The sequence below is a fragment of the Janthinobacterium sp. P210005 genome (assembly GCF_036231865.1).
In the GTDB taxonomy this organism is placed as follows: domain Bacteria; phylum Pseudomonadota; class Gammaproteobacteria; order Burkholderiales; family Burkholderiaceae_D; genus Janthinobacterium; species Janthinobacterium kumbetense.
This window is the reverse complement of the sequence record NZ_JAZARC010000007.1, coordinates 237,601-252,985: the sequence shown is the minus strand read 5'-3', so window position 1 is coordinate 252,985 and position 15,385 is coordinate 237,601. Positions and strand designations below refer to the sequence as shown.

Below are 15,385 nucleotides of genomic sequence, written 5' to 3'. Positions count from 1 at the left end.
GCACTGGCGCGCCCGGGGGGGGTATCAATGCATGCGGCCGGTCCTGTCGGCCAGGGTGTCGCGGATGTGTCCGGCGTCGAGCGAGCGCCGCTGCGCGCCGGCGGCGTCCAGCAGCACCACGGTGACGTGCTTGCCGCCGCTGCGCATGCGCATCGTCAGGCAGCTGCCCGCCGCGTTGCTGCTGCCCGTCTTGGACAGCAAAATGTCCCAGCCCTTGCCGCCCACCAGCGGATTCGTGTTGTGCAAGGTGCGCGTCCTGCCATTGACGGCCACGCTGGCCTGCGGGTGGCTGGTGATGCGCGCGATGTCCGGATAGCGCGCGGCCGCCGCGACGATCTTCGCCACTTCGCTGGCCGTGGACGTATTCGCGGGCGAACTGCCGACCGGGTCCGTCAAGGTGGTGCGGCGCAAACCCAGCTGGCGTATCTTCGCTTGCAAGGCGAGGTGAAACGCCGCGCTGCCGCCCGGATAGGTGCGCGCCAGCGCGGCGGCGGCGCGGTTTTCGGATGGCAGCAGCGCCAGTTGCAACAGCGCGCCGCGCGACACGGCCACGCCCTCGGCCAGCAGGCTGTGGCGCTGCATGGAAGCGTCGCCATCGGCGCGCACGATGCGCAGCTGTTCCTCCGGGTCGAGGCCCGCATCGAGCACCACCATGGCCGTCATCAGCTTGGTGATCGAGGCGATGGGCACGACGGTGTCCGCATCCTTCGCCATCAGCACCTTGCCGCTGGCGTCATCGAACACCAGCATGTGTTTCGCGCTGACGGGCAAGGCCAGCATGCCGGAGGCGGCCTCGGCCAGGATCGCCCCGTTGACGGCGGGCTTGCCCTGCACCTGCAGCAGCAGGGTGGCGCAAGCCAGCAGCAAGGCGGGCACGGCCAGTTTCCAGCCCGCCGTGTCCGGGCCGGGCGCCATCAGGCGTTCTATGCGCGTCAGCAAGGCCCCGCCCCGTGCCGACATCAGCAGGCCGGAATGTTGCGGCGCGGCAGCGTGCAGGGACAGCGCATGCAGCGCCGTGGCCAGCTGCTGCGGGTCTTGCAGCGCTTGCGCCGCCAGGGCGTCGGCCACCTGCTCCCGTTCGGCTCGCATGCGCGCCGATAGCCACCAGACGACGGGGTGAAAAAACAGCAATGCCTCGGCCACGCTTTGCAACAGGTTGACCAGGTAATCCCAGCGCCGCACGTGGGCCAGTTCATGCGCCAGCAGCGCTTCCAGCAAGGCGACGGGCATGCCGCTCAGCAAGGCGGCCGGCAGCAGGATGACGGGGCGCCAGAAGCCAACGGTGACGGGGCTGGCCAGGCCCGCGTGCAGCTTCAGCGGAATCGGGCCACTGCGGCGCAAGCCCATGCGCTGCGCCAGCGCATCGAGGCGGCCCTGCCAGATGGCCGGCGCAGCCACCGCCTGGCGGCGCAGCTTGCCGACCCAGGCCAAGCCCAGGCACAGGCGCAAGCTCATCAGGCCAACGCCCGCGCTCCAGGCCAGCACTAGGGCCGGCATCCAGGCTTGCAGCGCCGCGCGCCAGGCGGGCGGCGCATCCACCGGCAGCCGGGCCGGCGAGACGCCCGACAGCAGAGACAGCAGGTGCACAAAGGGAATACACAGGCACAGCAGCAACGCCAGCGCGCAGACGGCATAGCGCCAGCGCGCGCTGGCGTGGCGCAGCAGCCAAAGCAATACGGCAGATACGGCGCCGACGATCAAGCCCTGCCAAACGAAATACAGCAAGACCCAGCCCAGCGCGGGGACAAGGTTGCCCACATCGATGCCGAGGTGCATGTCCACGTTCATGGCGCCTTGCCATCCTTGCTGCTCAGAATTTTTTCAATTTCCAGGCGTTCCGCGTCGCTCACGTGCTCGCGCAGCGCCGTCAGCACGAGCGCCTTGCCGGAACCGGAAAACACCTTGCCGATCAAGTCCTTGAGCAAGCTGGTCTGCAGCTTTTCCTGCGCTTCGACGGCGGCATACAGCTGCGGCCGCTGGCTTTCGTCGCGGCTCAGCAAGCCCTTGCCATGCATCAATTGCAACTGGCGCAGCACGGTGGCGTAACTGGCGTCGGCGCGCTCCGCGGCCAGGGCGTCGTACACGGCGCGGGCGTCGGACGGACCGCGCTGCCACAGGATGCGCAGCAGGTCCAGTTCGGCGGCCGTGGGATGGGGAGTGGAGGTATTTTTTAGCATGACGCTAGAATACCCAGTCTAGAACGCCTTGTCTAGAACTTTTTTTCTAGATTGCCGGCAAGCCTAGAATTCGCGCAAGCGGTCGAACAAGTCCAGCAAGGCCGCCTCGTCGACGAGCCCAGCCCCCTGCCCGCCCGCTTGCTGCAATTGCTGCCGCAGCTGGGCCAGCAATTCCGCCAGCACCGTGTAGATTTCCTCGCGCTCGACCGTCTCGATGATGCTGGCGCGCCGCTCGATCTTGTTGAATGCCTCCACATAGGCGGCGACCATCGCTTCCAGCGCGGCGGCAGCGGCCGTCGCCTCCATGGCCGCATCGAGGCTGCGCGTCACGGCCAGCATGTTCTTGTAGGCCAGCGCCGCCTTTTTCGCATACGCAGGGGGAATTTGCTCGCGGCCATCCCAGTCGCGGAACGGGTTGAGCAGGTTTTCAGCCAGCCATTCCGGCTTGCGCGCCTTGGTGACCGACAAGTCCAGCCCCTGCGCCGCCGCTTTCTTGTAGCCGGCCTTGATGGCCTTGGCGACATCGGCTGGCAAGCTGGTCAGCCACAAGGCCGACAGCTGCGGCAATTGCGCGGCCGATGGGAACTCCTCCGCCGTGAAGCCGAACAGGTCATAGGCGGTGAACGTCCGCAGCCGGGCCAGCTGCGCAAGGCTGGCCATCTGCGACGCCATCCCCGGTTTACCCCAGATGCGCAAGGAGGTCAGATGGGGAAAACGCCGCGCCACTTGCGCCAGATCAACTTCCCTCATGCCGATCAGCGACAGGCCGCCCAGCTGGCCGAGGCCGTGGAACGGCGGCAGAGCGTGCTTGCACTGCAGTGTCAGGTGGCGGCCATCGGCGCCATCTTCGATGCGCAGCGCCGGCGATGGCGCGCTGCCCAGCGCGAGAAGGTTCAAGCCTTCGTTCAAGACGAGGCTGGCGACGCCATCGGGCTGCAGGATCAGGCGTTCCAGGCCGCTGCCGCTGAAATCGAGCGCATGCACCGTCGATGATTGCCAGTCCAGCTCATTGATGAAGGGATTGCCCTGGATAAACTCCATCAAGGCTTGCGTGCCATTGCCCGTCTCGATCGACATCAGGCAAGGCAGTTGCTCCAGCTCGGACACGTCGCCCAGCGCCTGCAAGACGCTGTCATTGATTTTCGTCGCGTCTTGCCGGAAGACCTGGCCGCCCAAGGTCACTTCACGCTTGTCCGACGCGGCCTTGAACTGCTGGCGCCGCGCCGGATCGATGCGCTCCCAGTTGCGCTGGCGCAGCACGCTGTCGCCCACGTACCAGGCGCTGCGGTAGCTGTTCACTTCCACATCCACCAGCGGCGCGACATTGCCAACGAGCGTATAGCCAGGCGGCACGTTCGCCGTGGCATAGCAGTGATCGTGGCGATTGTTCCAAAAGAAATAATCGCACAGCAGCGGCCGCATGGCTTGCACGGCCGCCGCATCGGGCAAGGCGTCGCCGGTCCAGTCCAGCTCCAGCACGGCAGCTACCGGCCTGGACGAGGATGCATCCTTGATGCGGGTGACCTGGCAAGCCACATACTGCTGCAGCTCGGGCGAAAACACACTGTAAACATCTCCAACATTCGCTAGCACGCAACTTCCTTTTCAAAACACCTGACGGTCGAATGTTGAAAGATAGCAAAAATGACAGCGCGATGTCGTCCTGTTCAGTCCGCGTGCAGCTTGTGGTGCATGCGGCGCAGTCCCAGCCACACGGCGGCCGCCACGAACGGCACCAGGGCGCCGACGAGGATTTCCGGATTCACGGGCAAGCCCAGCACCTTGGCCGCCTTGCCCGTGTAGCTGAACAGGCCGATCACGTAATACGAAATGGCGGCCACGGACAAGCCTTCCACCGCCTGTTGCAGGCGCAGCTGCTGCGCCGCGCGGGCGTTCATCGATTGCAGGATTTGCCGGTTCTGCAATTCCTGCACGATGCCCACGCGCGTGCGCAGCAAGTCATTCGTGTTGGCGATGCGCTGCGCCATCGCTTCCTGGCGGCTGGCCATCGCTGCGCACGTATTCATGGCGGGTGTCAAACGGCGGTCCATGAATTCCTCGACCGTGGGGATGCCTTCGATGCGCACTTCGCGCAACTCGTCGATGCGCGCCTTGACGAGGCCCATGTAGGCTTTCGAGGCGGAAAAACGGTAGCTATTGTCGAGCGACAGCTTTTCAATGCGGGCGGCCAGGCGCGTGATGCGGTCGAGCAAGGTTTGTTCGGCCACGCCCTCGTCGGCCTTGACCAGGCCAGGGGCGTCGTCCGTGTCCACCATGGCGGCCGCCAGGGTCGCCAGTTCATTCTCGATGGCATTCAAGGAAGGCGCCGCCTGCATGGCGTAAGGCAAGCCCAACAAGGCCATCATGCGGTAGGTTTCGATTTCCAGCACGCGCTGCACCAATCGGCCCGACTGCTGCGAACGCATGCCCGCATCGCGGATGACGAAGCGGCTGAAGCCATCGGACTGGATGGTGAAATCCGTCCACAATTCGCCGCCCTGCAATACCTTGCTGCCGGCCAAGGTATTGCCTTCGAACACGCGCGACAAACCCTGCATGAAGATCTCGGCCGGCTCGGTCGCTTGCTCCAGCACCACGTGCGCCGCCACCATCAGCTTGCCCTTCAAGCCCGCCAGCCATTGCTGCGGCAATTGCGCCAGCGGCATGCGCTCGAACGCCTGCTCCAGGGGCAAGGCGCTACCGGGATGCTCGGCGAAGGTGAAGGTGGCAAATTCCGTGTGGCATTCCCATTTCAGGCGGAAGCGGCCGAAGTCGTAATAAAAATACTTGGCTTCGGTGCTTGGCGGCGTGACGCCGAAATGCGTGCACAGGGCCGCCAGGGTGGCGTGCTGGGCCGCCATATTCGACGCACCGGGCGCCGCGCTGTCATCTTTATATACGGCCAGATGGGTGATCAGCTCGGGGGCGTCGAGCTGCAAGAATGGCCGCGAGTGGATTTCCGCAGCCAGCGGCACGCGCAAGGCGTGGTTCAAACTGGAGTTAATCAAGTGCATGATAGCCAAAGGTAAAGTTGCAAAACTGCTTAGACCCGCGCGGGTCTGATTGTCACAGTGTAACAAAGCAGAAAGCATGCCATCCTTTTCCAAGGCCTCTCATGCTGTTTTAACAACTCCCAGCGCGCCCTGCGCCGCGTCCTGGCGCGTGCCCAGCCACCAGAAAAACGCGGCCAGTGCCACGGCCGAAGCCTGTCCCAGCGCCAATTTCAATGCGCTGTCGAACAGCAGCGGTGCGACAAAACCGGACACCAGCGCAAACACCAGCATTTGCACGAAGTTTTGCAACGAGGCGGCCAGGCCCCGCATCTGCGGGAAGATGTCGAGCGTCGACATGGTCATGCCCGGCAAGGCCAGCGACATGCCGAACGCGTACAGCATCACGGGCACGACGGCGAACGGGATGCTGGCCGCGAACCAGTGGTTATATGCAATATTGAGCGCGCCCGTGGCCGCCATGGCCAGCAAGCCCCAGCGCACCAGCACGGTGCTTTTCACCGCATGGGCGAGCTTGCCCGACAGCGCCGAGCCGCCCACCAGGCCCGCCACCATGGGGATGAACATCCAGCCGAACGCCGTTTCCGGCAAGCGCAGCAGTTCCAGGATGAAATGCGGCGCGGACGCGATGTACAGGGCAAAGCCGCCAAAGGCGAAGGCCACGGCCAGCGAACGCAGCAAGAATGCCCGGTGGCGCAAGGCCAGCCAGTAATTGCGCGCGATGTTGCCTGGGTGGAAGAGTTGGCGTTGCTCGACGGCTAAACTTTCCGGCAAGCCTTTCAGGCAGGCAAGCGCCAGCAGCACGGTGACGGAAAACGTGAAGACGAACGTCGATTGCCAGCCATACGCCACGTGCAGCCAGCCGCCGATGATGGGGGCGATGGCGGGCGCGATGCCAAACACCATCATGATATTGGCCAACATCTTTTGCGCGGCCGCGCCCGACAAACTGTCGCGCACGATGGCTTGTCCGATCACCCTGCCCGCCCCCGCCGAGGCGCCCTGCATGCCGCGGAAGAACAGCAGCCAGCCAAAACTGGGCGCGAAGGCGGCGCCGATGGAGCCGACGGCAAAGATCAGCAGCGAAGCGAGGATCACGGGACGGCGGCCGAAGGAGTCGGACAAAGTGCCATAGAACAAGGTCATGAAGGCATACGCGGCCAAGTAGACGCTCAGGGTCTGCTGCACCAGCACGCTGCTGACGTCGAAATGCGTGCCGATCGCGGGAAACGACGGCAGGAAGGTATCCGTGGCGAACGGGCCCAGCATGGCCAGCCCCGCCAGCAACAGGGTCAGGTTGCGCGCCTTCATGCGAGCGCCTGCGCGGCATGCTGACGGCGCAAGCCATCGAGGGCGGCCAGCGAAAACGCGGCGACATGCTGCGCGATGCTGGCGGTGCCTGCCTCGTCATAGGTGATTTCCGGCGCCACCAGTTCATGCACGATGCGCGAACGGGCGTAGAACACGGCCTGGCCGATCACGCTGAACACGCATTTCTGCACCACGTCCGCCGGCATGGCCTGCCCCACCACGCCACGGATCAAGCCCGTAAACAGCGCATGGTGCGCGCGCACATCGCGGTCTGCCAGCATGTGGATGGCGGCCGTCGGCTCGATCAGTTCGCGCGCCACCAGGCGGCTGAACAGCGAAGCCGGTCCCGGACGCAGCATGTCGAATACCATCGATTGTATCGCCAGGCGCAACTGTTCCACGGGCGCCACGGCCGCCGCAGTGCCGGCGTCCGGCGCGGCAGCGGCCGAGGCACGCGCCAGCGCGCGCGCATGGTCGAAGGCGGCCAGGTACAGCTCTTCCTTGCCATGAAAGTAATAATTGACCATCGCCACGTTCACGTGGGCCGCTTCGCAAATCCGGCGCACGGACGCGAGCCGGTAGCCTTCCTCGGCAAACAGCTGGACCGCCGCTTGCAGGATGCGCGCGCGGGCCGGTTCCGTTTCCTGCTCGCTTCTCTTTTCTTCCGTCATGCCATTCCCATCGTTTAAACAGCTGTTTAATATTGGATGGCATTATATCAAACAGCCGTTTAACTTTCAGGCGGACGTAAAAAAGCCCGGCGAGCCGGGCTTTTCAAGGGTGTATCGGCAGCTTAATGCTTCATGGCCGGCATCGGGGCCGAGGCGGCGCCCAGCGGACGTGCCACGGCATTGACTTCGATGGTTTCGCGGCGCTTGTCCTCGCCTTCGACGACGAGGGTCAGCGGAATCTTGTCGCCCGCCTTCACCTGTCCTTTGAGTTCCAGCAGCATGACGTGGTAGCCGCCCGGCTTCAATTCGACGGCTTTGCCGGCTGGCAAGGCGATTTCCTTGACCTGGCGCATGCGCATCATATTGTCCGTCATGCTCATTTCGTGGATTTCCGCCACGCCCGCCACGGGCGAGCGCACTTCCAGCAGGCGCATGGCTTTCGGCGCCGTGATCTGCATGAAGGCGCCCGTGGCTTTTTGCTGCGGCACGGTGGCGCGCACCCACGGGTCGGTGATTTGCACGGCAGTCTGGGCAACGGCGGAGAAGGACAGCACGGTCAGGGCCGCGGCCAGCAGGGTTTTGACATGGGTCATGATTATTCCTTTCGTGATAGTTACAAGGTGTATTTCGATTTCATCAAGGTCTTGATGTCCTGCACGCACTCGTCGCCCGTCAACTGGTGCTTCAAGCCCAGGCGCATGCGCCCCTCGTTATCGAGCACATAGCTGATGGCCGTGTGGTCCATCGTGTACGAGCTGCCGCTGGGCACGCGGCGGTAGAAGACCTTGTAATTGAAGGCCGTCTGCGCCGTCGCCTGCGGGTCCGTGCGCAAGCCGAGGAAGCTGGGGTCGAAGGCGCGCATGTATTCGCCCAGCAACTCGGGCGTATCGCGCTCGGGGTCGATGCTGATGAAGATCACTTGCAGCTTGTCGGCATCGGCGCCCAGCTTCTGGCGGATTTCCAGCGCGCGCGACAGGGCCGTCGGGCAAACGTCCGGACATTGCGTAAAGCCAAAGAAAACCATTACATACTTGCCCTTGAAGTCGGCCAGGGTGTAGACCTTGCCGTCGGGGCCGCTCAATTTGAAGTCGGGCTTGTAATCGCCTCCCGTCAAGTCGAGGCCGTTGTAATGGGGTTTGGGCGCTTGTTCGCAAGCGGCAAGCGTGAGCAATCCCGCCGTGCCGGCGAGAAGGAAAAGACGACGTTTCATGGCATTCTGGCCCGATGGGCGTAGTGGATACAGTTAAGACGTGGAAAGCGTGACGGCTGCGTTCAGGCAGCCGCAGGGGGGCCGCGCGGGCTGGCGGCCAGCCACGCGAACGGGGCCCGCGGCGCCTGGTAAAACAGGGGCGGATACAGGTCGTGGCCCGTGATGACGGGCAGCGTCGATGACGACGGCGGCGGCAAGCCCACGCTGCCCGCATGGCTCATGCAGAACGGGCAATGTTCGATGTGGTGCAGCACGGAATCGGTGGTGGACTTGGCGGCCGGCGCCAGGTCCGCTTGCGTGTAGACGGCGCCGCTGGCCGAGCAGATCTCGACGGCGGCATTGTTCGCGTTGGCGTGCAGCGAGGCAAACGCATACGACAGGGATGGCGACAGCGCATTGAGCAGTATCGCCAGGCAGGCGAACCACATATGCCACTGTTTGCGCTTCAATAATGATCCCATGGCCCCGATTATAACGGAGTCTGGCTATCCGGGCGCCTGGCCGCGCAGGAACAGGCTGGGACGCACGCCCGCCACGTCCACGCAGGCGTCGCAAAACGCGGGGATCGAGGCAAAGCCGGAACCGGCCGCCACTTGCGCCAGGTCGCGTTCGCCGTCTTCGTCGTCGGCATCCGCTTGCGCCGCCGTGTGCAGCGCGTGCGCCAGGCGCTGTTCGCGCACCAGACTGAGCAGTGCCTCGCCCTCGGCAAACAGGCGCGCCCTGGCCTTGTGCGGCGTCACTTGCCACAGGGCCGCCAGGCGGGCCGCCGTCCACTTGCCTTGCGGCGTATCAAAGATGTGCTGCGCCAGCGCCTGGCTCCAGCGCTTGCCGCCGCCGTGGCCGCCCTCCGCCTCGTCGCCTTCCAGCGCCAGGGTGAACACGGCCGGCTTGCCCCGCCCCGGCATCACGTCGCAGGCGAAGCGCAAGAAGGCGGGCACGACGAAACTGTCGCCGCTGGCCAGTTTCTTGGTGGCGATTTCATTGTGCAAAGTCACAAAACCCTGGCGCACGGTAACGCGCAGCCGGAGCGGAAAGCGCAAGCCCAGCAAGTGCAAGGGATGGTCGGAAACGAGGGCCATGCGTCAGGTCAAGGTGGTGAACGAGCCGCCAGCATGCCACACATCGCGCGCCGGGTCTGTCATCACAGCGACGCCACGCCGTAGCGGCGCAAGCCGTCGAGGTCGACGACGCGGATGGATTGGTAGGCGATGCTGATCAGGTTCAGTTCGGCCAGATGGCCCAGCGCCTGGTTCACGCGCTGGCGGGAAATGCCCGTCAACAAGCCGATTTCTTCCTGCGACAGCTCAAGCACGCTGGACGTGCGCGGATATAACATGGGGTGGAACAGTTGCGCGATGGCTTGCGCCACTTGCGCGTCGACGGCCAGCAGGCGCTGGTTCTGGATGGTGGCGATGAATTGGCCCATGCGCTCGTTCAGTTGGCGGATGACGAAGGCATTGAAGGACAGGCTCTCGGCCAGCAGCAGGTGAAACAGGTCCACCGGCACGAGGAGGATGCTCGATGCGCGCACGGCCACCACGTCGTAGCGGCGCAGTTCGCGCTTGAGCACGCTGCCCTCGCCGCACCAGCCGCCGGCCGGCACGCCGGAAAACGTGGCGCCGCGCCCATCGGCGTTGTAGACGGCCAGCTTGATCAAGCCCGTGTGCACGCCGATCCAGTGCGCCGACGGTTCGCCGCGCCGCGTGATGAAGGCGCCCGCCTCGTAATGCCGCAGCACGCTGTCGGCGCGCAACAGGGTCTGATGCCGCGCGTCGAGGGCCGTGAACCAGTCATGGCTGTCGAGTTCTGGCACGGCAAGGCCTACACTATCGTTGCTATCCATTCCACCCTTCAGTTGTCACTAAGATGACAGTGATTTTCCAGCACCGGTGCTATGCTAACCGGTATCAATCCCGAAACAGGGAGCTATAGAATTTTATTTACCAGGAGACAAGCATGACACCTGATTTCAATACCGGCCTCGGCAAAAACAGCGCCAACTACGCCGCCCTCACCCCGCTCGACTATATCGCCAGGGCAGCGGCAGTATATGGCAATCGCCTGGCAATTGCACATGGCGCCGTGCGCCAGACGTGGCGTGAAACGTATGCGCGCACGCGCCGCCTGGCATCCGGTCTCATCAAACTGGGCGTGGGCACGGGCGACACGGTCGCCGTGATGTTGCCGAACACGCCCGCCATGGTGGAAGCGAGCTTCGGCGTCCCGATGGCCGGCGCCGTCCTCAACGCCCTGAACATCCGCCTCGACCTGGCCTCGCTGACCTTCATGCTGCGCCATGGCCAGGCGAAAGTCTTGCTGGCCGACACGGAATTCGCCGAGCTGGCGCGCCAGATGGCGGCGCAGATTCCCGGCTTGCGCGTGATCCAGGTCAACGACGTGCTGGGACCGGAAGTGGACGCCTTTTCCGACCTCGACTACGAAAGCTTGCTGGCCAGCGGCGACCCCGACTACGACTGGCAGCCGCCCGCCGACGAGTGGGACGCCATCGCCCTGAACTACACGTCCGGCACCACGGGCGACCCGAAAGGCGTCGTCTACCACCACCGGGGCGCGGCCCTGAACGCCCTGTCGAACATATTAGAGTGGGACATGCCCAAGCATGCCGTGTATTTATGGACATTACCGATGTTCCACTGCAACGGCTGGTGCTTCCCGTGGACGGTGGCCGCCCGCGCCGGCGTCAACGTATGCCTGCGCAAGTTCGAGCCGAAGCTCGTGTTCGACCTGATGCGCGAATTGCGCATTACCCACTATTGCGCCGCGCCCATCGTGCACGCGGCGCTGGCCAACGCGCCCGCCAACTGGCGCGATGGCATCGATTGGACCGTGCGCGGCATGGTGGCCGGCGCGCCGCCGCCGGCGGCCATGGTGGCGAAGATCGAAGCCATGGGTTTCGACTTGATCCACTCGTATGGCTTGACGGAAGTGTACGGTCCGGCCGCCATCTGCGCCGAGCAGGACGAGTGGGCGGCCCTGTCGCAGGAAGAACGCGCCGTACTCAAATCGCGCCAGGGCGTGCGCTACCACTTGCAAAGCGCCGTGGCCGTGATCGACCCGGAAACCATGCAGCACGTGGCGACCGACGGCGAACAGATCGGCGAGATCATGTTCCGCGGCAACATCTGCATGAAGGGTTATTTAAAGAATGAAAAGGCGACGCAGGAAGCGTTTGCGGGCGGCTGGTTCCACACGGGCGATCTGGGTGTCATGTATCCGGACGGCTACATCAAGCTGAAGGACCGCAGCAAGGACATCATCATTTCCGGCGGAGAAAACATTTCCAGCGTGGAAGTGGAAGACGCGCTGTACCACCACCCGCAAGTGCTGGCCGCCGCCGTCATCGCCCAGCCGGACGAAAAATGGGGCGAGACGCCGTGCGCGTTTGTCGAGCTGCGCGAAGGCGGCACGGTGACGGAAGCGGAATTGATCGCTTTCTGCAAGAACAACCTGGCCGGTTTCAAGGTGCCGAAAGCCATTTATTTCGGTCCCCTGCCCCGCACGTCGACGGGCAAGATCCAGAAGTTCGAATTGCGCAAGCGCATGCAGTCGGACAAGGCCATCGACGTCTAGGCTTAGCCGCCCTTGCCTGTCAGCCACGCCGGCTGCGCCACCACCAGGCGCGAGAAACTGGCGATGCTGGCCACGGCGGCGAAGCCTGCCGCCAGGCACAACGCATACGTCGTGCCCCGGCTGGCGGAAACCGTGAAGCAATACGCGACCAGCGCCGCGCCCGTCGCTTGCCCGATCAGGCGCGACGTGGCCACCACGCCGCTGGCGCCGCCGGCCCGCTCGGGCGGCGCGCTGCCCATGATGGCTTTCAGATTGGGCGCCTGGAAGAAACCGAAACCGATGCCGCACAGGGCCATGCGCCAGCCGATGTCGAACACGCTGGGGTGGGCAGGTATCCACACCAGGGTCAGCAAGCCGCCGGCCAGCGCCGCCAGGCCGATGCCGCCCAGCACGCCCGGCGAATAGCGGTCGCTGAGGCGCCCGGCGACGGGCGCCATGACGGCCACCAGCACGGCCCACGGCGTCATCAAAAAGCCCGTCTCGACGGGCGAACGGCCCAAGGTGACTTCAAAATAAAACGGCAGCGAGACGAAGGCCAGCCCCTGCGCGGCAAACGTGCAGATGGCCGTCAGCGACGACAGCAAGAACAGGGGACGGCGGAACAGGTCGATCGGCAGCATCGGCGCCGCGTGCCCCGCCTGGCGCCGCAGCAGCAAGACAAAGAACACCACCACGGCCACCAGTTCCGGCAGCAAGGTCGACAGCGCCGCGTGGTGGGCCGCGTCGCCAAACAATAAAATCAGCAGGCCGAAGGCGCCCACGTTGTACAGCGCCGTGCGCGCATCGAGGGTATGCCCGGACAACTTGGTGGCCGGCAGCATGCGGCTGGCGAGGAAGAAGCCGGCCACGCCCAGGGGTACATTGATGGCGAACAACCATGGCCACGACGCCGTCGCCAGGATCAAGGAGGCGGCCGTGGGCCCGATGGCGAACGCGACGGCCACCACCAGCGCGTTGTTGCCGAACGCGCGGCCCAGCAAGTGTTTAGGGTACAGGGCGCGCAGCAGCGCCGTATTGACGCTCATCATGGCGCTGGCGCCGACACCCTGGAACAGGCGCGCCACCACCAGCGACGGCAAGGACCAGGCCAGCGCGCACGCGAGCGAGGCCAACGTAAACAGGAACATGCCGGAGATAAACACGCGCCGGTAGCCGGCGATTTCGCCCAGCGCGGAAAACGGCAGCAGGGTCGCCACCATGGCCAGCTGATACACGTTGATGATCCAGACGGAAGCGGCCGGCGTCGTGTGCAGCTCGCCGGCGATGGCCGGCAAGGCCGTGTTGGCGATCGCCGTATCGAGCGAAGCCATGCCCACGCCGATGGCCAGCGCCAGCATGGCCCATACACGGGCGCCGGGCGGCAAGCCGTCCTCGCCCACCATCACGGCTTGCGTTTGCTGCCGCATAGACTGCTGCATACACTACCTGTTCATCTTGCTGATCCGGCCAATACACTAACATGTATGTAAGAAATCTGCAGGACAGGCCAGCTTACTTCTGGCAATCGATGACCTTGAAATCTTTCGAATAGCAGATGCGCAACTCGCCCGAATGCTTTTCATAGCCGAGCCAGCGGCCCTTCAATTGCGGATTATGCTGCTTCATCCACTGGAACAACTCATTCTTGGGCATGCTGGAGTCCGGCAACTTCAAGGCCTGGAACAGTTCGCGTTCCTTCTCGAAATACTGCTTAGCCGTATCGAAATCGCAGGCGCCATGCTTTTCCCATTCGCCCTGCAGCAAGGCTTCGCCCGGCTGCATGCACATGTAGGGCAGGATCTCGGACGGCGCCAGCTTCGGCAAATTGCCCTTGCAGTAACGCGGATGCAACTCCGTCTTGCGCGGCGGCGTCACGGAAATGTCGTCGCAGCTGGCCGGGTTGTTCGACTGCGCCCACAGGCCATGCACGATCCAGCCGAAGTGGTTGCTATCGGCGCACTGGAAGGCGGCCTTCTTCGACACGGCGCCACGGCGGCGCTGGCTGTCGCAAAAGCCTGGCGACCACGACAGCGCCAGCATGAAGTAATCGGTGGGCACGTTGGTGCTTTGCTTGTAGCACGTGTTTTTCTCGTCCGACGGCTTGACGTCGTAATCGTAGTAGCTGACGTTGCGGGGAATGGCGCAGCTGGCGTCGGCCGCGTGGACGGCGCCGGCAGACAGGCTGATGAACACGGCGGCCAGCGCGGGCAAGACAGAGCGGATTTTCATCGAGTTTCCTTCAAGATATAAAAACGCCGGCAACTGAGTGCCGGCGCGGTATCAATCAAACAAGTTGATCAGCAAACCTTGTGCATCCAGCCATGCGTGTCCGGTGCCGTGCCATGCTGCAAGCCCAGCAGCGCTTCGCGCAGGGCCAACGTAACGGCGCCGTTTTCATTGTTGTTGATGGTCATTTCAAAGCCATTGGCCTTGGCCACGCCCACCGGGGTGATGACGGCGGCCGTGCCGCAGGCGAACACTTCGGTCATGCGGCCCGAGGCGATATCGTCGCGCCATTGCTGGACGGACAATTTACGCTCTTCCGTCGCATAGCCGAGGTCTTTCGCCATTTCCAGCAGGCTGCGGCGGGTGATGCCTGGCAGCAAGGTGCCCGTCAATTCCGGCGTCACGACGGTGACTTTCTCGCCATCCTGGTAGACAAAGAACAAGTTCATGCCGCCCATTTCTTCGATGAACTCGCGGTGCACGGCGTCCAGCCAGACGACCTGGTCGCAGCCCTTCTCTTGCGCTTGCGACTGGGCCATCAGGCTGGCCGCGTAGTTGCCCGCGCACTTGGCTTCACCCGTGCCGCCCGGCGCGGCGCGCACGAAGTCTTCGCTGATCCACACGGTGACGGGTTTCACGCCTTTCGGGAAATAGGCGCCGGCCGGCGAGGCGAACAGTACGAACAGGTATTCTTCCGATGGACGCACGCCCAGGTAAGGGTCGGTGGCGATCATCAGCGGACGCATGTACAGGCTCTCGCCCGTGTTCTTCGGCACCCAGTTGCGGTCTTGCGCGATCAGCGCGTCGCCCGCTTCCAGGAACAGCTCGACAGGGATGGCCGGCATGGCCAGGCGCGCGGCGCTGCGGTTGAAGCGTTCCGCGTTTTGTTCCGGACGGAAAGTCTTGATGCTGCCATCGGGCTGCGCGAACGCCTTATAGCCTTCGAAGATGGCCTGGCCGTAGTGCAGCGACGACGCGGACGGGTCCAGCATCAGCGGGCCGTAAGCCTTCAGTTCGCCCTGCTGCCATTTGCCGTCGCGATAAGGAATCACCACCATGTGGTCGGTAAAGATGCGGCCGAAGGCGGGATTGACCATGCGCGCGGCGCGTTCGGCGTCGGACAGGGGGTGGGCGGATGGGGTGACGACGAGATTCGGTGTGGAAGTGGTCATGGCAGCAGAAGACGAGTCAGGGAGAATAAAGAGATTC

At 64.2% G+C, this 15,385-nt stretch carries 15 protein-coding genes; 1 reads left to right on the top strand and 14 read right to left on the bottom strand.

Going from position 1 to position 15,385, the window contains the following annotated elements:
* Positions 1-24: 24 nt before the first annotated feature.
* From VPH40_RS25220 to VPH40_RS25170, 11 genes are all read right to left on the bottom strand, one after another.
* The gene (locus VPH40_RS25220; RefSeq protein WP_328574826.1) at positions 25-1,788 is read right to left on the bottom strand and encodes a M56 family metallopeptidase; all 1,764 of its coding nucleotides are present in this window, start codon (positions 1,786-1,788) and stop codon (positions 25-27) included.
* Positions 1,785-2,177, bottom strand: a complete 393-nt coding sequence (locus VPH40_RS25215) for a BlaI/MecI/CopY family transcriptional regulator (protein WP_099664459.1) — start codon at positions 2,175-2,177, stop codon at positions 1,785-1,787. The genes VPH40_RS25220 and VPH40_RS25215 overlap by 4 nt, the downstream gene beginning before the upstream one ends.
* Positions 2,178-2,240: 63 nt before the next feature.
* Positions 2,241-3,740, bottom strand: coding sequence for a hypothetical protein (locus VPH40_RS25210; protein WP_328574825.1), 1,500 nt, complete (start codon positions 3,738-3,740; stop codon positions 2,241-2,243).
* A 104-nt stretch (positions 3,741-3,844) separates the two neighbouring features.
* Positions 3,845-5,191 (bottom strand): DUF3422 family protein, encoded by a 1,347-nt coding sequence (locus tag VPH40_RS25205; RefSeq protein ID WP_289915713.1) that lies wholly within the window; start codon positions 5,189-5,191, stop codon positions 3,845-3,847.
* Between the two features lie 99 nt (positions 5,192-5,290).
* A complete protein-coding gene (locus VPH40_RS25200; RefSeq protein WP_328574824.1) occupies positions 5,291-6,499 on the bottom strand; it encodes a multidrug effflux MFS transporter in 1,209 nt (402 codons plus the stop codon).
* Entirely contained in the window at positions 6,496-7,170 is a 675-nt protein-coding gene (locus VPH40_RS25195) for a CerR family C-terminal domain-containing protein (RefSeq protein WP_328574823.1), read from the bottom strand. Before VPH40_RS25195 ends, VPH40_RS25200 begins: the two co-directional genes overlap by 4 nt.
* Before the next feature lie 122 nt (positions 7,171-7,292).
* Positions 7,293-7,763, bottom strand: a complete 471-nt coding sequence (locus tag VPH40_RS25190; protein ID WP_289898925.1) for a copper chaperone PCu(A)C — start codon at positions 7,761-7,763, stop codon at positions 7,293-7,295.
* Between the two features lie 20 nt (positions 7,764-7,783).
* Positions 7,784-8,380, bottom strand: a complete 597-nt coding sequence (locus VPH40_RS25185; protein WP_251351250.1) for an SCO family protein — start codon at positions 8,378-8,380, stop codon at positions 7,784-7,786.
* 62 nt (positions 8,381-8,442) lie between these two features.
* On the bottom strand, positions 8,443-8,841 hold the full coding sequence (locus VPH40_RS25180; RefSeq protein WP_257218653.1) for a DUF2946 domain-containing protein: 399 nt from the start codon (positions 8,839-8,841) through the stop codon (positions 8,443-8,445).
* 24 nt (positions 8,842-8,865) lie between these two features.
* The gene (locus VPH40_RS25175; protein ID WP_257218654.1) at positions 8,866-9,459 is read right to left on the bottom strand and encodes a hypothetical protein; all 594 of its coding nucleotides are present in this window, start codon (positions 9,457-9,459) and stop codon (positions 8,866-8,868) included.
* 62 nt (positions 9,460-9,521) lie between these two features.
* Complete coding sequence (locus tag VPH40_RS25170; RefSeq protein WP_251351247.1) at positions 9,522-10,223, bottom strand: Crp/Fnr family transcriptional regulator; 702 nt, start codon at positions 10,221-10,223, stop codon at positions 9,522-9,524.
* A 113-nt stretch (positions 10,224-10,336) separates the two neighbouring features.
* Here VPH40_RS25170 and VPH40_RS25165 point away from each other — a divergent pair, with 113 nt between their 5' ends.
* A complete protein-coding gene (locus tag VPH40_RS25165) occupies positions 10,337-11,971 on the top strand; it encodes an acyl-CoA synthetase (RefSeq protein ID WP_328574822.1) in 1,635 nt (544 codons plus the stop codon).
* 2 nt (positions 11,972-11,973) lie between these two features.
* On the opposite strand, the gene VPH40_RS25160 is transcribed toward VPH40_RS25165, so the two are convergent.
* The 3 genes from VPH40_RS25160 to VPH40_RS25150 form a co-directional block, all read right to left on the bottom strand.
* A complete protein-coding gene (locus VPH40_RS25160) occupies positions 11,974-13,389 on the bottom strand; it encodes an MFS transporter (RefSeq protein ID WP_328574821.1) in 1,416 nt (471 codons plus the stop codon).
* Between the two features lie 73 nt (positions 13,390-13,462).
* Positions 13,463-14,179: a ribonuclease T2 family protein gene (locus tag VPH40_RS25155; protein ID WP_328574820.1), complete on the bottom strand. Its 717-nt coding sequence runs from the start codon at positions 14,177-14,179 to the stop codon at positions 13,463-13,465.
* Positions 14,180-14,247: 68 nt separating this feature from the next.
* Positions 14,248-15,348, bottom strand: a complete 1,101-nt coding sequence (locus tag VPH40_RS25150) for a branched-chain amino acid aminotransferase (RefSeq protein ID WP_289905467.1) — start codon at positions 15,346-15,348, stop codon at positions 14,248-14,250.
* Positions 15,349-15,385: the final 37 nt, after the last annotated feature.